The organism is Nonomuraea glycinis, assembly GCF_035920485.1.
Lineage (GTDB): Bacteria > Actinomycetota > Actinomycetes > Streptosporangiales > Streptosporangiaceae > Nonomuraea > Nonomuraea glycinis.
On record NZ_CP109166.1, the window covers coordinates 2,725,307 to 2,747,442 of the forward strand.

23 protein-coding genes and 1 riboswitch are annotated in these 22,136 nt (G+C 70.9%); of the genes, 5 read left to right on the forward strand and 18 right to left on the reverse strand.

Features of this window, described 5'->3' with window-relative positions; genetic code table 11:
* The first annotated feature begins 2 nt into the window (after positions 1 to 2).
* Positions 3 to 977, forward strand: coding sequence for an AraC family transcriptional regulator (locus tag OHA68_RS12515; RefSeq protein WP_327107787.1), 975 nt, complete (start codon positions 3 to 5; stop codon positions 975 to 977).
* Here the strand turns inward: OHA68_RS12515 and OHA68_RS12520 are convergent.
* The 6 genes from OHA68_RS12520 to OHA68_RS12545 form a co-directional block, all read right to left on the reverse strand.
* Positions 953 to 1,612 (reverse strand): response regulator transcription factor, encoded by a 660-nt coding sequence (locus tag OHA68_RS12520; protein WP_327107788.1) that lies wholly within the window; start codon positions 1,610 to 1,612, stop codon positions 953 to 955. The genes OHA68_RS12515 and OHA68_RS12520 overlap by 25 nt on opposite strands.
* The gene (locus OHA68_RS12525) at positions 1,609 to 2,763 is read right to left on the reverse strand and encodes a sensor histidine kinase (RefSeq protein ID WP_327107789.1); all 1,155 of its coding nucleotides are present in this window, start codon (positions 2,761 to 2,763) and stop codon (positions 1,609 to 1,611) included. The genes OHA68_RS12520 and OHA68_RS12525 overlap by 4 nt, the downstream gene beginning before the upstream one ends.
* Positions 2,760 to 2,903 carry a hypothetical protein gene (locus OHA68_RS12530; protein WP_327107790.1) on the reverse strand — a complete coding sequence of 48 codons (144 nt, stop codon included), beginning with the start codon at positions 2,901 to 2,903 and terminating at the stop codon, positions 2,760 to 2,762. Before OHA68_RS12530 ends, OHA68_RS12525 begins: the two co-directional genes overlap by 4 nt.
* 248 nt (positions 2,904 to 3,151) lie before the next feature.
* The gene (locus tag OHA68_RS12535) at positions 3,152 to 3,802 is read right to left on the reverse strand and encodes a response regulator transcription factor (protein WP_327107791.1); all 651 of its coding nucleotides are present in this window, start codon (positions 3,800 to 3,802) and stop codon (positions 3,152 to 3,154) included.
* Positions 3,799 to 5,115, reverse strand: a complete 1,317-nt coding sequence (locus OHA68_RS12540; RefSeq protein WP_327107792.1) for a sensor histidine kinase — start codon at positions 5,113 to 5,115, stop codon at positions 3,799 to 3,801. Before OHA68_RS12540 ends, OHA68_RS12535 begins: the two co-directional genes overlap by 4 nt.
* Entirely contained in the window at positions 5,112 to 6,173 is a 1,062-nt protein-coding gene (locus OHA68_RS12545; protein ID WP_327107793.1) for a hypothetical protein, read from the reverse strand. The genes OHA68_RS12540 and OHA68_RS12545 overlap by 4 nt, the downstream gene beginning before the upstream one ends.
* A 183-nt stretch (positions 6,174 to 6,356) precedes the next feature.
* Between OHA68_RS12545 and OHA68_RS12550 the strand changes: the two genes are divergently transcribed.
* Positions 6,357 to 6,734, forward strand: coding sequence for a hypothetical protein (locus tag OHA68_RS12550; RefSeq protein ID WP_327107794.1), 378 nt, complete (start codon positions 6,357 to 6,359; stop codon positions 6,732 to 6,734).
* Positions 6,735 to 6,813: 79 nt separating this feature from the next.
* On the opposite strand, the gene OHA68_RS12555 is transcribed toward OHA68_RS12550, so the two are convergent.
* A complete protein-coding gene (locus OHA68_RS12555; protein WP_327107795.1) occupies positions 6,814 to 7,557 on the reverse strand; it encodes an SDR family oxidoreductase in 744 nt (247 codons plus the stop codon).
* 93 nt (positions 7,558 to 7,650) lie between these two features.
* Here OHA68_RS12555 and OHA68_RS12560 point away from each other — a divergent pair, with 93 nt between their 5' ends.
* Entirely contained in the window at positions 7,651 to 8,028 is a 378-nt protein-coding gene (locus tag OHA68_RS12560) for a MerR family transcriptional regulator (protein ID WP_327107796.1), read from the forward strand.
* Positions 8,029 to 8,187: 159 nt separating this feature from the next.
* A riboswitch (cyclic di-AMP (ydaO/yuaA leader) is annotated at positions 8,188 to 8,327 on the forward strand.
* 6 nt (positions 8,328 to 8,333) lie between these two features.
* The gene (locus OHA68_RS12565; RefSeq protein WP_327107797.1) at positions 8,334 to 9,224 is read left to right on the forward strand and encodes a D-alanyl-D-alanine carboxypeptidase family protein; all 891 of its coding nucleotides are present in this window, start codon (positions 8,334 to 8,336) and stop codon (positions 9,222 to 9,224) included.
* A gap of 110 nt (positions 9,225 to 9,334) precedes the next feature.
* On the opposite strand, the gene OHA68_RS12570 is transcribed toward OHA68_RS12565, so the two are convergent.
* From OHA68_RS12570 to OHA68_RS12600, 7 genes are all read right to left on the reverse strand, one after another.
* Positions 9,335 to 11,191, reverse strand: coding sequence for a helix-turn-helix domain-containing protein (locus tag OHA68_RS12570; RefSeq protein ID WP_327107798.1), 1,857 nt, complete (start codon positions 11,189 to 11,191; stop codon positions 9,335 to 9,337).
* A 138-nt stretch (positions 11,192 to 11,329) separates the two neighbouring features.
* Positions 11,330 to 12,337 carry a branched-chain amino acid ABC transporter permease gene (locus OHA68_RS12575; protein WP_327107799.1) on the reverse strand — a complete coding sequence of 336 codons (1,008 nt, stop codon included), beginning with the start codon at positions 12,335 to 12,337 and terminating at the stop codon, positions 11,330 to 11,332.
* On the reverse strand, positions 12,334 to 13,197 hold the full coding sequence (locus tag OHA68_RS12580; RefSeq protein WP_327107800.1) for a branched-chain amino acid ABC transporter permease: 864 nt from the start codon (positions 13,195 to 13,197) through the stop codon (positions 12,334 to 12,336). The genes OHA68_RS12575 and OHA68_RS12580 overlap by 4 nt, the downstream gene beginning before the upstream one ends.
* Before the next feature lie 9 nt (positions 13,198 to 13,206).
* Entirely contained in the window at positions 13,207 to 14,448 is a 1,242-nt protein-coding gene (locus tag OHA68_RS12585; RefSeq protein ID WP_327107801.1) for an ABC transporter substrate-binding protein, read from the reverse strand.
* 37 nt (positions 14,449 to 14,485) lie between these two features.
* The gene (locus OHA68_RS12590) at positions 14,486 to 15,193 is read right to left on the reverse strand and encodes an ABC transporter ATP-binding protein (RefSeq protein WP_327107802.1); all 708 of its coding nucleotides are present in this window, start codon (positions 15,191 to 15,193) and stop codon (positions 14,486 to 14,488) included.
* Positions 15,180 to 15,971, reverse strand: a complete 792-nt coding sequence (locus tag OHA68_RS12595) for an ABC transporter ATP-binding protein (RefSeq protein WP_327107803.1) — start codon at positions 15,969 to 15,971, stop codon at positions 15,180 to 15,182. The genes OHA68_RS12590 and OHA68_RS12595 overlap by 14 nt, the downstream gene beginning before the upstream one ends.
* 177 nt (positions 15,972 to 16,148) lie before the next feature.
* A complete protein-coding gene (locus OHA68_RS12600) occupies positions 16,149 to 16,856 on the reverse strand; it encodes an SDR family oxidoreductase (RefSeq protein ID WP_327107804.1) in 708 nt (235 codons plus the stop codon).
* 69 nt (positions 16,857 to 16,925) lie between these two features.
* On the opposite strand from OHA68_RS12600, the gene OHA68_RS12605 reads away from it, so the two are divergent.
* Positions 16,926 to 17,726 (forward strand): helix-turn-helix transcriptional regulator, encoded by an 801-nt coding sequence (locus tag OHA68_RS12605; protein ID WP_327107805.1) that lies wholly within the window; start codon positions 16,926 to 16,928, stop codon positions 17,724 to 17,726.
* Here the strand turns inward: OHA68_RS12605 and OHA68_RS12610 are convergent.
* The 4 genes from OHA68_RS12610 to OHA68_RS12625 form a co-directional block, all read right to left on the reverse strand.
* Entirely contained in the window at positions 17,700 to 18,374 is a 675-nt protein-coding gene (locus OHA68_RS12610; RefSeq protein ID WP_327107806.1) for a class I SAM-dependent DNA methyltransferase, read from the reverse strand. The genes OHA68_RS12605 and OHA68_RS12610 overlap by 27 nt on opposite strands.
* A gap of 31 nt (positions 18,375 to 18,405) precedes the next feature.
* Entirely contained in the window at positions 18,406 to 20,229 is a 1,824-nt protein-coding gene (locus OHA68_RS12615) for a glycoside hydrolase family 15 protein (protein WP_327107807.1), read from the reverse strand.
* Positions 20,230 to 20,335: 106 nt separating this feature from the next.
* On the reverse strand, positions 20,336 to 21,628 hold the full coding sequence (locus OHA68_RS12620; protein WP_327107808.1) for an ArsB/NhaD family transporter: 1,293 nt from the start codon (positions 21,626 to 21,628) through the stop codon (positions 20,336 to 20,338).
* Positions 21,625 to 22,068, reverse strand: coding sequence for a CBS domain-containing protein (locus OHA68_RS12625; RefSeq protein WP_189137680.1), 444 nt, complete (start codon positions 22,066 to 22,068; stop codon positions 21,625 to 21,627). The genes OHA68_RS12620 and OHA68_RS12625 overlap by 4 nt, the downstream gene beginning before the upstream one ends.
* Positions 22,069 to 22,136: the final 68 nt, after the last annotated feature.

Consider the following 22,136-nt stretch of genomic DNA (forward strand, 5'->3'; position numbering starts at 1 on the left):
ACATGGTGGGCGATCAACTGTCCGAAGTCTTCGATCTCGTCGAGGTTCGCGGACTGCTGTCCGGCGGATTCGCGATCCGGGGCCCCTGGGTGTCGCGCGCCGCCGTCGACATCTCGCTGAAGTTCATCGCGGTGGTGTGCGGCCGGGCCCGGCTGGTCACCGACGGCATCGACGGCATCGACGGTCCGATCGAGCTCGCGGCGGGCGACGTCGCCATCCTGAACGGCCGGTCGTGGCTGGAGCTCCGGGGCGGCACCGGCGACGGCCCGCCCCGCGAGGTCACGCCCGAGGAGAACGACCCCGCCACCCGCCTCGTCGGCATCGACTGGGACACCGACGACGTCATCCTCGGCGGTCATGTCGACCTCAACCCGGCCGGTCGGGCCCTGCTGCTCCAGGCGCTGCCGCCGGTGGCCCACATCAGGACGGCGGCCAACCTGCGCGGCACCCTCCACCGGCTGTTCGAGGAGGTGAGCACGGACCGGATCGGCTCGGCGTTCGCGATCCGGCAGTACGGCCAGCTCCTGCTGCTCGAAGTGCTGCGGGCCTATGTCGAGCAGACGCCGCTGCCCTCGGGGTGGCTACGGGCGCTGACCGACGACCGACTGCGCCCGGCGCTCACCCTGATGCACACCGAGCCGGGCAGGCCCTGGCGGCTGGACGAGCTGGCGCAGGCCGCGACGATGTCACGGACGTCGTTCGCCGAGCGCTTCCGTACCGTGGCGGGCATGCCGCCGCTGACCTACCTCAACCACTGGCGGATGCTGCTGGCCCAGCGCGCCCTCCGCGACGGCGACGTCCGCGTCGGCTCGCTCGCCGCCGACCTGGGCTACGCGTCAGAAAGCGCGTTCAGTACGGCGTTCAAACGCGAGGTCGGCGAGTCACCGCTGCGCTACCGGCACCGGTTGCGCGCCGAGTCCGGTCATCTCGACGCGGTGCGCGGCAACGGGTCTCAGGTCACCAGGCCGTTGCGGTAGGCGTAGACGACCGCCTGTACGCGGTCGCGCAGGTCGAGCTTGGTGAGGATGCGGGACACGTACGTCTTGACGGTTTCCTGGCTGATCACCAACGTCGCGGCGATCTCGCTGTTGGACAGGCCGTTGGCGATGAGGCGCAGCACCTCCAGCTCGCGCGGGGCCAGCGTGACGTCCTCCGGCGCGCCCTGCATGGGGCGGATCCGCGCCGCGTACCTGCCGACGAGCTTCCGCGTCACCTCGGGTGCCAGCAGCGCGGCGCCGGTCGCGACGGTACGGATGCCGTGCAGCAGCTGCGCCGGTGGCGCGTCCTTGAGCAGGAACCCGCTCGCCCCCGCGCGCAGCGCCTCGTACACGTACTCGTCCAGGTTGAACGTCGTCACCACGAGCACCTTGATGGGATGCGCCACCCCGGCGCCGGCCAGCAGGCGGGTCGCCTCGATGCCGTCGAGCACCGGCATCCGGATGTCCATCACCACCATGTCCGGCTTCAGCTCGTGGGCGAGGTCGACCGCGGCGCGCCCGTCCCCGCACTCGCCGACCACCTCCAGGTCGGGCTGCGCGCCGATGATCGTGGAGAATCCGGTCCGGATCAACGCCTGGTCGTCGCAGATCAGGACCCGGACCGGCGCGGTCACGACGGTCTCCCGGCGGGGATGCTCGCCCGTACCGCGAAACCTCCGTCCGCCTGCCGGTCGGCCCTGAACTCACCGCCCAGGGCCTCCACCCGCTCGCGGAGCCCGGCGAGGCCGCGCCCGCTCCCGCCAGGAGAGCCGGCCCGCGAGCCGGAACCGTCGGTGCTGACCTGCACGCTGATCTCCTTCTGCCCATAGCGCACGTGGACGGCGGTCTGGCTGCCGTGGGCGTATTTGAGGGCGTTCGTCAGGGACTCCTGCACGACCCTATAGGTCACGAACTCGGCGCTGCCCGCCGATTCCGCCGGCTCGCCCTCCTGGATGAACTCCACCGGCTGCCCGGCCAGGCGCGTCTGCTCCACGAGCGTGAGCAGATCGCCGACCGACGGCGCCCTGATGTCGGCGTGGTGGTCGGGGTTGAGCAGGTCGAGCAGGTGCCGCAGGTCGGTGATGGCCCGCCGGCCGGTGTCGGTGACGGCGCTCAGGGTCGCGTCGAGGCGATCGGGCGCGCCGGTCAGGTAGCGCGCCGCCTCCGCCTGTACGACCATCGCCGTCACGTGGTGGGTCACGACGTCGTGGAGTTCGCGGGCGATCCGGGTGCGTTCGGCGGTGCGGGTGGCCTCGGCGACATGGATGCGGCGTTCGGCCTCGGCGGCCCGGGTGGAGCGCAGCCAGGACCCGATGACCCACGAGAGCGCCAGCGCCACGTAGAACGCCACGATGTCGGGCAGGCTCTCGTTCGCGCCGAGCAGATTGAGCGCGACCATGAGCGGCACGTAGGCGGCGGACAGGATGATCGCGGTGATGCGCCGGTGGCGTTCCAGATGGGCGCCCGCGCTGATGAGCGCGATGGGCAGCGAGATGCCTCCCACCGCGTAGAAGCCGTAGAGCTGGTCGAGGGCGAAGCCGAGCGACACCAGGACGAGAGCGGCGGCCGGCCACCGTCGGCGCACGGTGAGCGGGAGGCACTCCAGGCAGATCACCAGGACGGCCAGCAGGCCGTAGGGGCGGCTCGGCAGTTCGCTGATCTGCGTCCCGTCGCCTTGGAACTCCGGCAGGAGTGACAGAACGGTTAACAGCAGCGCGAGCGGGAAATCCCGGACTGTGACGTCACACCGACGCCACAGGTCCGGGACCCGGCGGAGATCGATCACTGGGAGAGCGTAGCGGTCGTGTGGACCCGGCGGCCGCCCAGGATCAGGGTGCGCAGCGCGTTCCCCTGTGCCGCGCTCACACCCGTACCGCCTCCGAAAGCGACCGCCGCTATGGCCACGGGTTGCTGCAACAGTCGCATGACGGCTCCCTTGCGATGTCCCGCGGTCCGAGCGCCGCGGTTACGTGGGGAAACGCTACGGATCGGCCGGCCGGAGGTCGTCACCGTCCGGTGGACATTCGCAGGTAGCTCGCGCGGGGGACAAGCGCTCAGGAGCACCCCGGCCGGGTCACCGTGCCGGCCGGCCTGCTGACCCCCACCTCAGGCCCGGTACGGCTGGGCGCGCGCTGGGCAGCCTCAACTACCACCGGGCGGCGCGCCCTCGGCCGCTACTGAACTTCGCGGTCGCCCGGCGTGACGACGCCGGATTCGTAGGCCAGCACGACCGCCTGGACCCGATCGCGGAGCCCGAGCTTGGCCAGGATCCGCCCGACATGCGTCTTGACCGTGGTCTCCGACAGGAAGAGGCCGGCCCCGATCTCGGCGTTGGAGGCGCCGCGGGCCATGCCGAGGAAGACTTCTCGCTCGCGCTCGGTGAGCGCGTCGAGAACGGCGTCCGGGTCGGTGTCGGCTCTGGCGACGAGCTGCCCGATCAGCCGCCGGGTCGTGGCGGGCGCGATGATCGAGTCGCCTCGGTGCACATGCCGGATGGCGGCGATGATCTCCTCACCGGGGGCGTCCTTCAGCAGGAATCCGCTCGCACCGGCGCGAAGCGCGGCCAACGCGTGCTCGTCGAGGTCGAACGTGGTCAGCGCCAGCACTTTCGGCGGGTTGTCCATCCGCTGGATCTCGCGGGTGGCGGTGACACCGTCCATCCGGGGCATGCGGATGTCCATCACCACCACGTCGACTGACCGTGACCGCAGCGCCTCCAGGGCTTCCAGGCCATCACCGGCTTCGGCTACCACCTCCACGTCGGGCTGCGACCTGACGACCATGGTCAGGCCGTTACGGAGCAGTTCCTGATCGTCGACGATCATGATTCTGATGATGAGAGACTCCTCGCGTCATAGGGCACGGCGGCCGACAGCTCGAACCCCGCCCCGGGCCGGCCGCTGACGTGCAGGCTGCCGCCCACCATGCTCAGGCGTTCACGCATCCCGGTCAGCCCGGCGCCCGCCTCGCCGGGAGGCGGGCCGGCACCGTCGTCCTTGATGGTGATGTCCAGTCTGTCGGGGCGCCACGCGATCGTCATGTCGGCGGTGGCCGTCACGCCCGCGTGTTTGATGACGTTGGTCAGCCCTTCCTGGATGACGCGGTAGGCGGTCAGGTCGACGGCGGGGCGCAGGGGCCGGGCGTCCCCGGTCTCCCGCACCACGACCCGAACTCCCGTACGGCGTACGTGTTCGAGCAGGTCAGGGAGGTCGGCGAGGCGCGGTTGGGGGGCCGGGCCCTCCACCTCGCCGTCCGCGCGCAGCACGCCCAGCAGCCCGCGCATGTCGCGCAGCGCGTCCCGCCCGACGCCGGCGATCGTGCCGAACACGGCGGCTCCCGGCGAGTCGGGATCGGACAACCGGCCGCCCTCCGCCTGGCTGACCATGACGGCCAGCGAGTGCGAGACCACGTCGTGCATCTCCCGGCTGATCCGGTCGCGCTCCGCGCGGGCCGCCTCCGCCCGTTCGCGTGCGCGGTCGGCCTCGGCGCGGGCCGCCTCCGCCCGTTCGCGTGCGCGGTCGGCCTCGGCGCGTTCCGCCTTGGCCGCGAGCTCGGCCAGGAACAACGCACGCATCCCGCTGAGGCGGCCCAGCGACCACAAGCACACCGCCGCCGCGGCGAGGCCGGCCGACAGCCCGATCCGCCACACGGGCAGCTCATAGCTGCCCGACGAACCTCCCCACGAAACCGGGTCCCACAGGCGCGCTACCACCAGGCCCACGCCCATCAAGGCGACAGCCAAGCAGGCCAGGCTGGACAGGAGGTCGAGCCGGCCCGCCACCGTGTAGAGCAGCAGCCCGAAGACCAGGGTGCTCGGCAGCAGGACCGGCGGGTAGTTGGCCCCGCTGGACGGGTCATGCAGCGGCGGCAGCAGCACGAGAAGCACCATCGCAGCGGCGGCGATGCTGTAGGCCGCCCGAGGGCGCAGACGACGCAGCACCACAGAACCGTGCAGGATCAGCAGGCCGAAACCCGTGACCAGACGGATGGACAGCGGGCTGTCCGACGCCCTGAGCAGGCTGAGCGAGATCAGACCGAGCGGCAGAGCGAGCAGGACCGCCAGCGCGGCGTCACCGCTCACCCGGTGCCGGCCGAGAAGCGAGTCCACGCAGGGCCGCGTCGCCTTCGTCATCGTCATCGTCGTGAACGTCCGTGGTCGAGGTAGCGGCCCGTACGGCGACGGGCGAGGTATGCGAGGCCGGCCACGGCCAGGGCCGCGCCCCACAGCGGCCAGAGCATCTCCGGCAGCCAGGCGCCGAGCTCGGCGTTGGCTCCGGGCGGGCCCATCTGCTCACCGCTGAGCTTCTTGCGAACGTACATCAACCCGGCGGACGTGATGGGGAGCGAGACGGCCAGCGCCGCGTACGCCGGGAAACGCTCGGGAATCGGCCGACCACGCAGCAACGGCACCCAGCGCGGCCAGATCTCGCCCCACGGCCGGACCATGCCGACGGCCAGGATCGCGCCGAGGAGACCGAGAGCGCTGAGCCCGGCACCGATGGGGGTGATCTCGGCGATGTAGGCCAGGAACTCGTCGCTGATGCCGACGGGAACGCCCAGGAGCCAGCCGAAACGAGTGACGGCGTAGACCACGGGGACGGCGACCGCGAGGGCGACCGCGTAGCGACCGGCCCGGAGTGCGCCGGCGAAGCCGATCGGCCTCCCCGCACCTCCCAGCACCTCACGCGTGCCCAGCACCAGCAGGCTGAGGCCGGCCGCCATCAGGATCAGCAGATTGACGCTCGGCCAGGTCAGCATGGTCGCGATCATCGCGAACTCCACCTGACCGGCGAGCGCGCCGACGAACATGACCGGCAGGTATCCGGCGGTCATCAGGATCCGCACGTCCGGCAGGACCACCGCCAGGCCGAAGCCGACCACGATCGCCACGACGGCGGCCGGCCGGTTGAGCGATCCCCTGGCGGCGAGCACCGCGACGGCACCGCTCACCAGCGCCAGCACCGCCAGTACGGCGCCGCCGGCCGCCGCGGGCAGCGGGTCCAAGATGGTGTTGCCCATGCCCGCGCGGCCGGCGTCGAACGGGTATCCGGGGCCGCCGAAGGCCCAGAGCAGGCCGAGGATCAGATAGGTCACCGACCAGGCGGCGACGACCAGGACCGGCACCACCGTACGGCGGCGGGCCGGCGACGGCGTGGTCCTGTCGGGAATCGAGTTCGTGGTTCGCGGGATGCTCACCTGCCTCAATCTGCCGCCCCGGCGAGGGGCCGCACGTCGTCGCCAGGTCGCGACGGGGTCCTCCCTCAGGATGACTCTCGCCCTCTGGCATCCAGGACTCTTCCTACGAGGGTAGGAGGTACGCGGGCCACCGTGTCATGCGTGTAGGGACTCGCCGTGGCTCCGGATGGCTAGGCTGGGCGCGTGACGCTCGAACTTCCTTACGATGAATCGGCCCAGGAGCCTGAGGATCGCAGTCCGTGGTTACGGAAGATCGCGTGGTGGGTGGCCACGGTGTTCGTCGGCGGATTCGCCATCGCCCAGGGCCTCACGTACGGCGTGACGGCCTGTCTCGCCACCCTGCTGTTCTTCGCGTTGCCCGACATCGCCCGGGTGATCAGGCTGCGCAAGACCACCTGGGTCTACGCCGGGGTGCACGCGCCGTGGGTGCCGCTCGTGTTCGTGGTCCTCACCTCGCTCAACCCATTGTTCTGGGCGCCGCTGTTCACCGCCGCGCTCGGCTGGCTCACCCGGACCCTCCTGCTGAAGGCCCTGCGCTACGGCCTGCCCCGGCTGATCTGACGCCAGTCGGAAGCACGGTCGCCGGCCGGTCACCGTTCGCCCGCCTCGGCACGGTCACGGCGTCCTGACCACTGCCGGCTCAGCCGGCGAGGACCATGGCGTAGAACGCGGTGGGATCACCGGCGAGCGAGGCCTTGACGAACGCGCTCGGCTCGTCGGCGAGGACCTCGATGGCCCCGGCGACGAGGCCGTCGAGAGACGCGCGGGCCACGTCAAGGGGATCGATCTTGGGTACGTCGTATCCGGCCGTCATGTCGGTGTCCGCCGCGGCGAGGTGCACGGCCTGGACCAGGGTGCCCTGCTCGGCGAGCTCCAGCCGTACACCGTTGGTCATGTTCCAGGCGGCCGCTTTCGCCGCCGCGTAGGCGCCGTTGCCGGGAGATACGAACCACGACAGGGCGGAGAGCACGTTCACGATGCCGCCGCCTCCGTTGGCGGCGAGCACCGGTGCGAACGCGCGGATCATGTCGAGCGTGCCCCAGAAGTGCGTGTCCATCTCGCGGCGGATCTCCGCGCGGTCGCCCGTGAGCAGCGGTGTGCTCGTGGAGATGCCCGCGTTGTTGACGAGCAGCGTGACGTCCGACGCCGCGGCGGCCGCCGCGCGGATCGAGTCGTGGTCGGTGATGTCCAAGGTCAGCACCTCGACCCCGGAGGCCCCGGAGGCCCTGGAGGCCCCGGCGAGCCCGGATGCTTCGAGCAGGTCGGGGCGGCGGGCGGTCGCGTAGACCTTGCGGGCGCCGCGCTCAAGGAGTTCGGCGACGAACTGGCGGCCGATGCCGCGATTGGCGCCGGTGACGAGGGCGATCTGGTCGGTGATGTCCATGTGGGGCGTTTCCTTCTCATGCGTAGCTGGTGGGCTCGACGCGGCTACGCTAATAGTTGACGTTGACGTCAAGGGCAAGTCGAGGGGATCATCGTGCGCATCGGGGATGTGGCGAGCCGCGCCGGAGTGAGCACGCGAGCGTTGCGCTACTACGAGGAGCAAGGGCTGCTCAGCCCCGAGCGCACGGCGAACGGGCAGCGCAGCTACCCCGAGTCCGCGGTCCAGCGGGTCCGCCTCATCCAGCAGTTCTACGCCGCGGGGTTGCCCAGCCGGACCATCCTGCGGATGCTGCCCTTCGTCGACGCGGGCACCACGACGCCCGAGGCCCTCGACATCCTGTCCGTCGAGCGCGACCGCATCGCGGCGAAGATGGCCGAGCTGGGGCAGGCTCTCGCCCAACTGGACCAGGTGATCGACTTCGCCCGGCACCCCGATCAGTGCTCCGCCGCGCGTCCGAGGGCGGGCCGGTAGCCGCGTACGGCGATCGCGACTCTCAGCCCGACCTGCAGCCACTGCTTCAGTGCGGTCTGACACCATTTCTTGACCGATTTATACCGGTTTGATAAGTTTTGTGCTTCGAGTAGCGGTTTCGCCTATAGAGCCGTTGCTGTTCATTGCCCGGACCGCGCCTCGGCGCGGCCGCCTAATCCGCCGTCAGGCGGAGCCGGGGACCCACTCTTTCCGGGGCTAATCGGCGCCGTACCCGCGCCGTAGGGCACTTCCACGCCCGAACCCGTCAGCTAACCCGGTAGGCGGTATGGAAGCTAGGAGCAACCATGCGTCTCACCGACCGGCTCAGTCATGCCCTGCTCGGCCTCGCCGTCGCCACCGGCGCCCTGACCGCGGGCGCCGGTGCCGCGCAGGCCGCCGCGCCGGCCACCACCGCCACCCAGCCCCATGCCCCCGTCACCGACGCGCCCGCCGTGCTCGGCAGCGCCGCCTACCTGATGGACGCGGAGAGCGGCGAGGTGCGCTTCAGCAAGCAGGCCGATCTGCGCCGGCCGGTCGCCAGCATCACCAAGGCGATGACCGCCTACACCGTGCTCAAGCAGGCCAAGCCGACGGACAAGGTCAAGGTCACCGCTGCGGACGTCCGGTACGCCGCCCAGGGTGGGGCGTCGGTGGCCTACCTGCGCGCCGGCGACGTCCTCACCGTCGAGGACCTGCTGTACGCGCTGATGCTCCCCTCCGGTGCCGACGCCGCGCACGCGCTCGCCCGCGCGTACGGGCCGGGCGTGCCGGCGTTCGTCGGCGAGATGAACGACACCGCCCGCCGGCTCGGCATGAACGACACCAAGTACGTCAACGCCGACGGCATGCCCTACCGGGGCGGCGGCTACTCCACCGCCCGGGACCAGGCGATGCTCGCCAAGGCGCTGCTGGACGACGACACCCTCAGGAAGGTCGCCTCGACCCGGTACCACTCGGTCGGCGCCACGTCCGAGCACGGCTCGTACAGCTGGAAGAACACCAACCGGCTGCTCGGCCACCCGGGCGTGCTCGGGGTGAAGACCGGGTACACCCGGGCCGCGGGCTACACCCTCGCCTTCGCGGCCGAGCACGACGGTCACCGGCTGATCGGCGTGCTGCTCGGCGAGACCGACTCCGGCCGCCGCTTCGACACCGCCCAGGCCCTGCTGGACTGGGCCGCCACCGACGCCCGATAGCCCGACCGGCTCCGGTACGAATCGCGCGGCGGTCGTCAGAGGATGTAGCGCTCCACGCTCCTGGGCCACGGCACTGGCCACCGTTACGGCGGGCGCCGTGACCTGGCGCGTCAGTCGTCGAGCTCGCGGCCGAGGCGATGCAGCCGCAGCGCCAGCTGCACCTCCAGCATGTGGTCCGGGCTGTTCCAGTCCACCCCGAGCAGGCGTCTGACCCGGTCGAGGCGCTGGGTGACGGTGTTCGGGTGGATGTGCAGCCGCTTGGCGCTGGCCACGAGGCTCTGCCCGGTGGCGAAGTACGCCTCCAGCGTCTCCATCAGCGCGGTCGAGCGCCGTTCGTCGTGCCGGATGACCGGACCCAGCGTCCGCGCCACGTACCGGACCGCGGACGCGCCGTCACCCAGCAGCAGCCCGGCGTACCCGAGGTCGGCGGCCGTGGCGGCCACTCCCACCCGTTCCAGCCGGAGCAGGGCCTGGGCGCACGCCAGCGCCTCGGCGTAGGCGGCGGGCAGGTCGGCCGGATCGTCGACCGGTCCCGCCGCGCCGACCGTGACCGGCGACCCCAGCCGCATGGTCATCGAGCGCGCTATCCGCCGGCCCGTCAGCGACGGGTCGTCGGAGGGGATGACCAGGATCGCCTGGCCGTCCCGCACCGTGCTCAGGCCGTCGCGGGCGGCCGCGAGGTCGGACGCGACCGAGGCGAGGCTCTGCCGGTTCTCCGCCCGGATGTGCGCGACGACGACGGCGTGCCGCTTCTGGGGCTGGTAGCCGATCCGATGGGCGCGCTCGGCCAGCGAGGTGTACGTACGAGGGGTCGGCGTGAGGAGGTCGTCGAGCAGTTCGCCGCGCACCCTGGCCTCCGCGGCGGCGAGGTTGCGGCTGAACAGCTGGAGCAGCGAGGCGACGACGGCCGCCCGGGTGAGCAGCCGCCGCTCCAGGTCGCCGACCTGGGCCGGCGCGGCCGGTGGGGCCCAGACCAGGGTGCCGAGATTCTCGGTGCCGGCCACGAGATCGGTGACCCGGTAGGTCCCGTCGCGCGCGCCGGACATCGCCTTCAGGATCTCCTCGGAGGCCCCGGGGGTCCAGGCGACGGGCGTTTCGAACTCGTCGAAGATGGCCAGCACCCCGCCGAGCTGATCACCCACCGCGGTCACGACCTCCTGTACGCCGCCGCCCCGGAGCACGATGGCCATGCTCTGGTCGTGCGCCGCGACCGCCCTTTCCTGGTCGAGCGCACGTTGCCGGAGCGCCTCGTTCGCCTGCCGCAGGGCCGTCACGGTCTGGGCCTGGTCGTGCCTCGACCGCGCCTGCGCGATGACCGTCGCGGCGAGGGCGGCGAAGGACCCCAGCAGGGCGATGGCGTCGTGGGAGAACCAGCCCGGCGTGCGGTTGGCGGCGAACAGCACCCCGATGACGGCGCTGTTGCGCAACGGCACGGCCACGATCGACACCTGCCGCTCCGCCCTGACCGAGGCGTCGACGACCGGATCGTGCGTCAGCCGTTCGTCGCTGAAGTAGTCATGCGTGGAGAACGGCGTGCCCGTGGCGGCGACCCGGCCGCCGACCCCGACGCCGAACGGGATCCGGACGTCCTTCCAGGCCGAGGAGGTCGCGCCGACCATCACCTGCATGCAGGTCGCCCGGCCCGCGTTGTCGTTCAGGCTCAGGTAGGACATGTCGCAGCCGAGCAGCCGCTGCGCCTGGCTCACGATCAGGCTCAGGATCGCGTCCGGGTCGCTGCGGTCCTCCGCCAGCTCCTTGGCGCACTCGACCAGCGCACGCTGCTGCTCCTGGCGGCTGCGCCGTTTCTCCAGTGTGTCGCGCAGTTGGAGGGCCAGCGTGTGTTCGGCGTGCAGGTCCGCCACCTCGGCGGGTGAGGCGGCGGTGGCCACCGCGGCGTGCAGGACCTCGTCGTAGTGGGGCAGCGGTGCCTCGTCCACGAGAAGCTGCAGGAAACTGCGCCTGTTCACAACCCTTGCTCCCGTCAACGCGGCCTCGTCCGATGATGCCGACGCCGTCGACGGCCGCGTGTTTGTCCATCGTTGTAACATTCGCGCTCCCACAGTGAGCAAGAGTCAAGACCTGTGGTCGCGAATTATCAGGCGGGATCAGGCTGGAGTGTCGACGGACTTCCTGGGCTCGGCGGCCACCTCGCCCGGCGTGGCGGCTTTGCGCCGGGAGGCCAGCAGGTGGCGGGCGGTCCCCCAGATGCCCCGGCGGAACAGCAGCACGACCACGATGAAGATCGAGCCGGTGATGATCCCGGTCTCCGCGAACCCGGCGGTGGCCAGGAAGTCCTGCAGCTGGACGACCAGGGCCGCGCCGATGGCGCCGCCCCACAACGTGCCGATCCCGCCGAGGATGACCATCATCACGGCCTGCCCGGAGGTGGTCCAGTACACGCCCTCCAGGGAGGCGAAGCCGTGGCCCATGGCGAAGACTCCCCCGGCCATCCCGGAGAGCGCGGCGGACAGGACGAAGGCCAGCAGCCGGTAGCGGTCGACGGGGTAGCCGAGGGCGCGCGCCCGGTCCGGGTTGGCGCGGATCGACACCAGCACCCGGCCGAACGGCGAGCGGACGATACGCCAGGCGACGAACAGGCCGACCAGCACGAACGGCAGCCCCGCGTAGTAGAAGTAGAACGAGTCGGACAGGTCGAGCCCGAACAGCTCCCGGGGGATGCCCTGCAGGCCGTTCTCCCCGCCGGTGACGTCCCGCCACTGGTTGGCGACGAAGTACGTCATCTGGGCGAAGGCCAGGGTGACCATGGCGAAGTAGATGCCGCTGAGCCGTACCGACAGAAAGCCGATCGGGAGGGCCAGCAGGGCCGCGAACACCGCGCCACCCACGATCGCGACCGGGAACGGCAGCCCGGTGTGCAGCGCGATCAGCCCGGTGCAGTAGGCCGACCCGCCCCAGAACGCGGCGTGCCCGAACGACAGCAGCCCGGTGAAGCCGAGCAGCAGGTCCACCGCCGCGGCGAACAGCGCCCAGCAGGCGATGTCCAGCGCCACCGGCGGATAGATCATCCAGGGCAGGACGAGGGCGGCGAACAGCCCGAGGGCCAGGAGCAACGGCCCGCCTCGGCCCGCGCGGGCCAGCCTGGACAGGATCACCGGAACGCCTCCTGCTGTCCGAACAGCCCGGCCGGGCGCCACAGCAGCACGGCGGCCATGAGGATGAACACCATCGTCTGGGAGAGCGCGGGCACGTACAGGTTCCCCAGGGCCGACACCAGCCCGACGGCGAAACCCGCCGCGACCGAGCCGAACACCGAGCCCAGCCCGCCGATCACCACCACCGCGAAGACGGTGATGATGAGATCGGCGCCCATCAGCGGGTTGACGGCCCGCATCGGCGCGGCCAGCACCCCGGCGAACGCGGCCAGCGCCACCCCGAAGCCGAACACGGGGGTCACCCACCGGCCGACGTCGATGCCGAGCGCCCGGGTCAGCTCGGGCCGCTCGGTCGCGGCCCGTACGATCATCCCGACCCGGGTACGGGTGAGCACCACCCACACCACGACGCACACCAGCACCGACACCGCCAGCACGAACACCTGGTAGGCGGGGTAGGTGAACAGCCCCAGGTCGATCGTGCCGCTCAGCTCCGCCGGCCTCGGGTAGGGCTGGGAACTCACCCCGTACTCCCGCTTCACCAGGTCCTGCAGGATGAGCGCCAGCCCGAAGGTGAACAGAAAGCCGTAGAGCGGGTCCAGCGGTGTCAGCCGCCGGATGAACAGCCGTTCCAGAACCACCCCGGCCAGCCCCAGCAGCGGCGGGACCAGCACCAGGGCCGCCCAGAAGCTCAGCCCGAAGGAGTCCAGCGCGACGAACGCGCCGAAGGCGCCGAGCATGTAGAACGCGCCATGGGCCAGGTTGACCACGCCGAGCATGCCGAAGATGACGGCGAGGCCGAGGGCGAGCAGGGCGTAGAACGCCCCGCCCACCAACCCGTTGAACGCCTGCTGGAGCACGCCGGCCGCCTACAGCTTGCAGGCCGGGTCGGGCTGCGGCTGGAACGCTTCGGCCGCCGGGATGGTCTTGAGGATCTTCACGTAGTCCCACGGCTCCTTGACCTCGGCGGACGGCTTCACCTCCGCCAGGTAGGCGTCGTGCAGCAGCAGATGGTCCTGGGCGCGGATGGTGCCGTTGCGGGAGAACATGTCCTCCACCTTGTGGCCCTCAAGCTGCTTGACCACCTCGTCGGCGGCGTCGGTGCCGCCGCGCTGCACGGCCTCCAGGTACTGCAGGGCGGCCGAGTAGTTGGCGGCGTGGTTGGCCGTGGGACGCTTGCCGATCTTGGCCTGGAACTTGTCGGCCCAGGCACGGCTGGTGGCGTCGGTGTTCCAGTACCACGAGTCGGTGTAGCGGGTGCCCGCCAAGGCGTCCGGGCCGAGGGAGTGGATGTCGCTGAGGACCAGCAGCCCGATCGCGAGACCCACGCCCTTGTCACGCAGCTTGTACTCGTTGTACTGCTTCACCAGGTTGACCAGGTCACCGCCGGCCTGCATGGTGCCGAGCACCTGAGGCTTGGGGTCCAGGTTCGACGCCTTGAGCAGGAAGGTGGAGAAGTTGTCGTTGGGGAACGGCGTCGGGTCCGCCTGGAGCACGGTGCCGCCGGCCGCCTTGATCGCCGCGCCGAAGGTCTTCTGCATGTCCTGCCCGAAGGCGTAGTCGGGGTAGACGATGTACCAGTTCTTCGCGCCTTCCTTGGTGACCTCGGTGCCGGTGCCGTGGGCCAGCATGTAGCTGTTGTAGCTGTAGTGGAAGGTGTACTTGTTGCACGACTTGCCTTCCAGCTCGGTGCTGGCGGCGCCGACGTCGATGAAGACCTTCTTCTTGTTCTTGGCGACGGTGGCGACGGCGAGCGCGGCCGAGGAGGTCGGCACGTCTAAGATCACGTCGGCCTGCTGCCGGTCGTAGAGCTCCTGCGCCTTGGAGTTGGCGATCTCCGGCTTGTTCTGGTGGTCGGCGGCCATCACCTCGATCTTCTTGGCCGCCGCCTTGTCGCCGTACTTCGCCTGGTAGTCCGCCACCGCCATCCGGACGGCCTCGATCGTGTCCTTGCCGGAGGTCGCGGAGTAGATGCCCGACTGGTCGTTCAGTACGGCCAGCACCACCTTGTCATCACTGATCTTCCCGCCGCCGCCGCCCGGCCCGCCCGCGCATCCGGCCAGCAGCAGTCCCATGGCGGCCAGGCCGCCGCTCCAGCCCGTGACTCTCATTCAGGCATCTCCTCTATGTCCACGATCATGGCCGTCGTCAGATTCCGAGGTATTCGAGCAGCTCGTGCTCACGTTCGCGGACCTGGTCGTTGTCCAGCGATTCGACGATCCGGCCCTCGGCCAGCAGATAGTGGCGGTCGGCGACGGTGGCGGCGAAGTGCACGTTCTGCTCGATGAGCAGGACCGTCACCCCGGCCGCCTTGACCTCGCGCAGGATCTCGCCGATCTGCTGGACGATCAGCGGCGACAGGCCCTCGGTGGGCTCGTCGCACAGCAGCAGCCGGGCGCCCGTCCGCAGCACGCGGGCGAGCGCGAGCATCTGCTGCTCGCCGCCCGACAACTTCGTCCCGGGGAAGCGCCGCCGCTCGCGCAGCGCCGGGAACGTCTCGTACACCCGCTTCAGCGACCACGGCTCCGGGCCGGCCTTGTTGACGGGCGGGAGCAGCAGGTTCTCCTCCACCGACAAGCTGGCGTAGATGCCGCGGTCGTCCGGGACGAAGCCCAGGCCGCGCCGGGCCCTGCGGTGCGGGGCCAGGCCGGTGATGTCCTCGTCGAACAGCGAGATCGTGCCCGCCGTCCTGCCGTGCGCGCCGTGCAGGCCCATCAGGCAGCGCAGCAGCGTGGTCTTGCCCGCGCCGTTGCGGCCGACCAGCGTGACGATCTCGCCCTCGTCGACCCGCATCCACACCTCGCGCAGGGCCTGCGCCTCGCCGTACCAGGCGGACAACCCGTCAACGATCAACATGAGAGTCTCCGAGGTAGGCGGTGATGACCCTGGGGTCGTGGCGGATCTCGGCGTACGGACCCTCGATCAGCACCTTGCCGTGCTGCAGGACGGTCACCCGGTCGGCGAGGTTGGCGACCACGTTCATGTTGTGCTCGACCAGGACCACGGTGCGGCCCGCGCGGATCTTGCGGATGAGCGCGCTGGTGCGGTCCACGTCCTCCACGCCCATCCCGGCGGTCGGCTCGTCGAGCAGGAGCACCTTGGGGTCCAGCGCCAGGGCGAGCGCCAGCTCCAGCGCGCGCTTGCTCCCGTACGGCAGCGAGTCCGCCGGGACGCCGCCCTGGTCGGCGAGCCCGACCTGGTCGAGCAGTTCCTCCGCGCGCCCGGCGAAGCGGGCCAGCGCCCGGTCAGAACGCCAGAACCGCCAGCCCAGGCCGGTGCCGCTGGCCAGCGCCAGCTCCAGGTGCTGGCGCGGGGTCAGCTCGGCGAACAGGCTGGTGATCTGGAACGAGCGCGCCACGCCCATCCGGGTGATCGCCTCGGGGCTGCGCCCGGCCAGCTCCCGGCGATCGGACAGCAGCACGCTGCCCGCGGTCGGCTTCAGGAAGCCGGTGAGCAGGTTGAACAGGGTGGTCTTGCCGGCGCCGTTCGGTCCCACCAGCGCGTGCACGCTGCCTTCGGCCACGTCAAGGTCCACACCGTCCACGGCCAGGAAGCCGCGGAACTCCCTGCTCAGCCCGCGCACCTTCAGAATGGGAACGGTTCCGTTCGCACTCCCCGTAGGATCTGCTCCCATCCGCCCTCCTCACGCGTCAGGCGGACCTGACCGCGCTCAGGCCGCCGTAACCGTGAACGCTAGGTGGCAGCCGGGGCAGTGGACCAGGTGACTCGCTCACATATTCCGGCAGCCCACTATGAGGCCGAGCACATGTGCCGATCTCGGCGGCGGACGGCCCCCGGAGGGTGGCCTCTCCTACCACGGGACCGGGGTGCCGTCCCAGGAGAAGAACTCCCCGGAGGGTCCGTCGTCGGGCAGCAGCGCGAGCCGGACCGCGCCCGCCGCCGCCTCGGCCGGGTCGCCGTCGCTGGCGGCGGCCCGCGCGTTGAGCTCGGTCCGGCGCAGGCCGGGGGCGAGCACGTTGGCCTTGACGCCGTCCCCCGCCAGGGTGTGGGCGTAGTAGACGGTCAGCGCGTTCAGCGCGGCCTTGGACGACCGGTAGGCGGCGAAGCCGCCCTGGTGCGGGAACTGCGGCCCGGTGCCCCAGGTCAGGGAGCCGGTGCCGCTGGAGACGTTCACGATCCGGGGGTGCGCGGAGCGGCGCAGCGCGGGCAGGAAGGCGTTGGTCACCGTGACGACCCCGAAGACGTTCGTCTCATACACGCGGCGGAGCGTGTCGAGGTCCTCCTGGTCCGGGGTTCTGTCCTCGCCGGAGATTCCGGCGTTGTTGACCAGAATGTCCAGCGTGCCGACCTGGCGCGCGGCCTCGGCGACGCTCGCCGGGTCCGTGACGTCGATGACGAGCGGCCGGGCGTCGCCGCCGATCTCCTTGACGGCGCGCTCACCGCGTACGGCATCGCGCGAGCCGACGTAGACGGTGAGGCCCGCGCCGGCGAGTTGGCGCGCGATCTCCTTGCCGATGCCCTTGTTGGCGCCGGTGACCAATGCGATCGAGTTGTCCATGCCGTCGAGGGTGCCGCCGGCGAAGCGCCCGATCCAGGGACAATGGATACCAGACTGAGGAGGCACCGGATGGCGAGAGGCGAGCTGGCCCGTTTCCTGCGTGACCGGCGGGAGAGGGTGCGGCCGGGCGACGTCGGCCTGCCCGCGGGGTCCCGGCGGCGCACGCCGGGCCTGCGCCGCGAGGAGGTCGCCGAGCTGGCGAGCATGTCGGTCGACTACTACGTCCGGCTGGAGCAGGCGCGGGGCCCCCGGCCGTCCCCGCGCATCCTCGCGTCCCTGGCGGGCGCGCTCCGGCTCGCGCCCGCCGAGCGGACGCACCTGTTCCGGCTGGCCGGCGTGCCCCCGGAGCCGCCCGCCGGACCGCCGCGCGAGGTCCGCCCGTACGTGGCGAGCCTGCTGCGCCGGATCCCGGGGACCGCGGCCGTCGTCACCGCGGCCAGCTACGACGTGATCGCCTGGAACCCGCTCGCCGAAGCCCTGCTCGGCGACCTGCCCACCCGGCCCAACCTGGCCCGCCGGTGCTTCCTGCACCGCGATCAGGTGATGACCGCGGACCACGAGGAGTTCGGCGAGATCGTGGTGGCCCGGCTGCGGGCCGCCGCCGACCGCTATCCCCGCGACGCGGCGCTCGCCGAGCTGCTGGCCGACCTGCGGGCGGGCAGCGCGGAGTTCAACAAGATCTGGGCCACCAACCCGGTGCGCGTCCCCGGCCACCGGACGAAGACCGTGACGCACCCCGAGCTCGGCCGGCTCCGCATCAACTGCGACATCCTCACGGTCCCGGACGACGATCAGCAGGTGGTCTTCATGACCGCCGACCCGGACACCCCGGCCGCCCGCGCCCTACGCCATCTGGCCGCCCACGTCTGACGGCTCAGGAAGCCTCCTGGCCAGCAGGTCGACGGCCGGGAACCCGCGTCTGACGTCCAGCTCCGGGGCGTACACCAGCCTGGCCACCTCCTGCAGCCCGTGCTCGCGCAGCAGGTCCGCGACCCGGTCGGGTGACCACCGGTAGGCGAGCGCCACCAGATGGTCGTACGCCTCCGCGAGCTCCGCAGGCTCGTCATGCCCGGCGAAACTGAGCAGCAGATGACCACCCGGGGCGAGCACCCGCGCGAACTCGGCGACGATCTCCGGCAGCCGCTCCGGCGGAGTGTGGATGATCGAGTATCGCGAGAGGACACCGCCGAGGCCGCCGTCCCGCACCTCCAGCGCGGCCATCGTCCCCACCTCGAACCGCAGCTCCGGGTGCGCCTGACGGGCCAGCGCGATCATCTCCGGCGACAGGTCCACACCGAACGCGTCCACCCCGAGCCCGTGCAGATGGCCCGTCACATAGCCGGGACCGCACCCGACATCGGCCACCGGCCCACCGCCCCTTACGAGCGCGGCGAACGCGTCGAGCATCGCCCGCTGCAGCGGCTCGGTCTCGAGCGTCGCGCTGAAGCACTCGGCGTAGCGGCCGGCGACCGCGTCATAGGAGTCACGGGTGGTACGGACGAAGTCAGGTTCCCTCATGGCCGGGCATCGTAGCCGTCGCCGGGGCCGGTCAGCCGAGGGCGTGGTCGAGGTTGAAGGCGGCGCTGATGAGGGCCAGGTGGGTGATGGCCTGGGGGAAGTTGCCCAGTTGCTCGCCGGTGTGGCCGATCTCCTCGGCGTACAGGCCCAGGTGGTTGGCGTAGGTGAGCATCTTCTCGAAGGCCAGGCGGGCCTCGTCGAGGCGGCCGGCGCGGGCGAGGGCCTCGACGTACCAGAACGAGCAGATCGAGAACGTGCCCTCCGGGCCCTGCAGCCCGTCGGGACTGCGTTCGGGGTCGTAGCGGTACACCAGCGAGTCCGAGACCAGGCCGTCGCCGAGCGCTTCGAGGGTGGACAGCCACTTGGGGTCGGTCGGTGAGACGAACTTGGCCAGCGGCATCATCAGCACCGAGGCGTCCAGCACGTCGTCGTCGAAGTGCTGGACGAACGCCTGGAGGTCGTCCGACCAGCCGTGCCGCATGATCTGGCGGTAGATCGCGTCGCGGCACTGGCGCCAGCGGCGCATGTCGGCGGGCAGGCCGCGCTGGGTGGCGACCCGCATGGCGCGTTCGATGGCCACCCAGCACATCAGCCGCGAGTACACGAAGTTCTTGCGTCCGCCGCGGGTCTCCCAGATGCCCTCGTCCGGCTGGTCCCAGTTCTCGCAGACCCAGTCCACCAGCGTGGACAGCTGGTCCCAGCGGTCGCTGGCGATGGGCTCGCCCCATTTGTTGTAGAGGTAGATGGAGTCGATGAGCGCGCCGTAGATGTCGAGCTGGAGTTGCCCGGCGGCGCCGTTGCCGATCCGGACCGGCGCGGAGCCGCGGTATCCCGCCAGGTGGTCCAGCTCGTGTTCGGGCAGGTCCCGGCGGCCGTCGATGCCGTACATGATCTGCAGGGGGCCGGCGGGGCCGCCGTCGTCGAGCGGGACGCGGTCGGCCAGGAAGCCCATGAACGCCTCCGCCTCCTCGGTGAAACCGAGCCGGAGCAGGGCGTACACGCAGAAGGCGGCGTCGCGGATCCAGACGTACCGGTAGTCCCAGTTGCGCTCGCCGTACAGCTGCTCGGGCAGGCTGGTCGTGGGCGCGGCGACGATCCCGCCGGTCGGCGCGTACGTGAGGAGTTTCAGCGTGAGCGCGGAGCGGTGCACCACCTCCCGCCAGCGCCCGCGGTAGCGGGAGGCGGACAGCCAGTGCCGCCAGTAGCGGACCGTGGCGGCGAACTCGTCCTCCGCCTCGGCGATCGGGCAGCCGCGCGACTCAAGACCGGCGTGGACGCGGTCGAGGGCGAAGACCGCGTACTCCCCCTCGTGCAGTTTGAACGCCGCGCGCACGTCCTGGCCGTCGGTCTCCAGCGGGACGCTGGCGGTCAGCGCCAGGGTGAGCGCCGGCGACTCGAACGTCGCCCGCCCCCCGTCCAGGTGTACGGTGTGCGACTGCCTGGCGTAGTCGAAGCGGGGCGCGATCCGGGCGCGGAAGGGCAGCGTGCCGCGTACGCACGACACCCGGCGGATCACCCGGTGCCGGTCGGCCTCCCGCGGGTCCTCCGGGATGGGCATGAAGTCCTGGATCTCCCCCACGCCGTCCTCGGCGAAGAACCGGGTGATGAGCACGTTGGTGTCGGGGAAGTAGAACTGCTTGGTCCTGGCCTGTGTGTCCGCGGTCAGCTCGAACGAGCCGCCCTTGCCGGCGTCCAGGAGCGAGGCGAACACGCTCGGCGAGTCGAAGCGGGGGCAGCAGTACCAGTCGATCGTGCCGTTGGTGCCGACGAGCGCGACGGTCCTCAGGTCGCCGATCAGCCCGTGATCCCCGATCGGCAGATATCCGGACTCGTCCTGCCAGTCGTCAGCCATCATCGCCGTCCCCTCCATGCCTCAAGGTACGCAGACGCGGCATTCGCCGGGCTCTAGGTACCGCCAAGGGAGCACAGATCTTCCCTTGTACGGACCAACTACCTCGTCCTCACCCGAGATAACGCAGCCACAGGTAAGGCGCGGTCAGCGAGACGGTGACGGCGGTGACCACGAGCCCGTACTTGGTGAACTCCCAGAAGCTGATCGGGGTGCCGTTGCGGGCGGCGATGCCGATGACGACCACGTTGGCCGCCGCGCCGACGGCGGTGGCGTTGCCGCCCAGGTCGGCGCCGAAGGCCAGCGCCCACCACAGCACCTGCGCGTCGGCGTTGCCCCCGTTGGCCTGGACGAGGTCCGCCACGATGGGGCTCATCGTGGCGACATAGGGGATGTTGTCCACGATGGCCGACAACCCGGCCGACGCGCCGAGCAGCACCATCGTGGCCAGCCCGAGCTGTCCCTCGGTGGCGTCCACGGCCAGCTGCGAGATCCGGCCGATGACGCCGGTCTCCACGAGGGCGCCGATCATGACGAACAGCCCGGCGAAGAACACCAGCGTGGGCCACTCCACCTCGGCGATGGCCTCCTCGGCGGTGACCTTGGTGGCGGCCACCAGGACGCCGGCGCCGAGGATCGCCACGACGGAAGGCTCGTAGTGCAGCACCGGGTGCAGCACGAAGGCGATCATCACCAGGGCGAGCACGATCAGGCTCTGCCACAGCAGCCGCCGGTCGCCGATCGCCTCGCGCTCGTTGAGCCGCATGATGTCGGCGGCGCGTTCGGGGTCGTAGTGGAAGGACTTGCGGAACATGATCCAGCACAGTCCGATGAAGACGATCATCAGGATCACCACCATCGGCGCCATGTGCACCAGGAAGTCGTTGAACGACAGCCCGCCCTTGCTGGCGATGATGATGTTGGGCGGGTCGCCGATCAGGGTGGCGGTGCCGCCGATGTTGGAGGCCATCGCCTCGGCGATGAGGAAGGGCACCACGGGCAGCGCCAGCCGCTCGCAGACCAGGAAGGTCACCGGGACGATCAGCAGCACGGTCGTGACGTTGTCGAGCAGCGCGGAGGCGGCCGCGGTGATGACGACCAGCAGCACCATCAGCCGGTACGGCCTGCCCCGGGCCCGTTTCGCGGCCCAGATGGCCAGATATTCGAAGATGCCGGTCTGCTTGAGCACCCCGACGATCACCATCATGCCGAGCAGCAGGAAGATGACGTTCCAGTCGATGCCGGTCGCTTCGGAGAAGAACGCGGCGCCGGCGTCGGTGGCATGGATCAGCAGCATGATCCCGGCGCCACCGAGCGCGGCGGCGACCCGGTGGATCCTCTCGGTGGCGATCAGCGCGTACGCGCCGAGGAACACCGCCACCGACAGCCAGGCGACAGCCGTCATGCAGCCAGTGCGCGCTCCATGAGCGCTTGCAAGGTGACCGCCCCTTCCAGCCCTCGCTCACCCACCACGGCGACCAGCGGGCTGTGAGTGCGGGCCATCAGCGCCGCGACCTCCAGCACGGTGGCGTCCGGGTCGGTGACCGGCAGCTCACGCTTCTCCCGTGGCAGGGCCTCGCGCACGGTGCGCCCGGCCAGCGTCCGCAGGAACGCGTCGGCGTGGATCTCGTCGACGACCCGAGCCAGCGCCGGGTCGTCCTGACAGTAGCCGGGGACGGCCAGCCGCAGCACCTGGGTGCCCGGCAGGATGGACAGGGGCTTGCCGTCGCCGTCCACGACGATCAGGCCGCGCAGGTTCTGGGTAGCCAGCAGTCTGGCCGCCTCCGCCACCGGAGTGTCGAGAGTGACGGTGGGATAGGGGGTGAGGAGATCTCGAGCACGCATGGCGGCCCTTCAGTAATCGATAAACAGAGCGGCCGGCAAAACTTCCCGGCCCACCTGCGGCCAGGCTA

Coding starts and splice junctions, on each gene's coding strand:
- OHA68_RS12515 (WP_327107787.1), top strand. CDS start 3: ATGGTGGGCGATCAACTGTCCGAAGTCTTCGATCTCGTCGAGGTTCGC.
- OHA68_RS12595 (WP_327107803.1), bottom strand. CDS start 15,971: ATGGGAGCAGATCCTACGGGGAGTGCGAACGGAACCGTTCCCATTCTG.
- OHA68_RS12600 (WP_327107804.1), bottom strand. CDS start 16,856: ATGGACAACTCGATCGCATTGGTCACCGGCGCCAACAAGGGCATCGGC.
- OHA68_RS12535 (WP_327107791.1), bottom strand. CDS start 3,802: ATGATCGTCGACGATCAGGAACTGCTCCGTAACGGCCTGACCATGGTC.
- OHA68_RS12590 (WP_327107802.1), bottom strand. CDS start 15,193: ATGTTGATCGTTGACGGGTTGTCCGCCTGGTACGGCGAGGCGCAGGCC.
- OHA68_RS12625 (WP_189137680.1), bottom strand. CDS start 22,068: ATGCGTGCTCGAGATCTCCTCACCCCCTATCCCACCGTCACTCTCGAC.
- OHA68_RS12540 (WP_327107792.1), bottom strand. CDS start 5,115: ATGACGATGACGAAGGCGACGCGGCCCTGCGTGGACTCGCTTCTCGGC.
- OHA68_RS12555 (WP_327107795.1), bottom strand. CDS start 7,557: ATGGACATCACCGACCAGATCGCCCTCGTCACCGGCGCCAATCGCGGC.
- OHA68_RS12585 (WP_327107801.1), bottom strand. CDS start 14,448: ATGAGAGTCACGGGCTGGAGCGGCGGCCTGGCCGCCATGGGACTGCTG.
- OHA68_RS12615 (WP_327107807.1), bottom strand. CDS start 20,229: ATGATGGCTGACGACTGGCAGGACGAGTCCGGATATCTGCCGATCGGG.
- OHA68_RS12605 (WP_327107805.1), top strand. CDS start 16,926: ATGGCGAGAGGCGAGCTGGCCCGTTTCCTGCGTGACCGGCGGGAGAGG.
- OHA68_RS12530 (WP_327107790.1), bottom strand. CDS start 2,903: ATGCGACTGTTGCAGCAACCCGTGGCCATAGCGGCGGTCGCTTTCGGA.
- OHA68_RS12620 (WP_327107808.1), bottom strand. CDS start 21,628: ATGACGGCTGTCGCCTGGCTGTCGGTGGCGGTGTTCCTCGGCGCGTAC.
- OHA68_RS12565 (WP_327107797.1), top strand. CDS start 8,334: ATGCGTCTCACCGACCGGCTCAGTCATGCCCTGCTCGGCCTCGCCGTC.
- OHA68_RS12610 (WP_327107806.1), bottom strand. CDS start 18,374: ATGAGGGAACCTGACTTCGTCCGTACCACCCGTGACTCCTATGACGCG.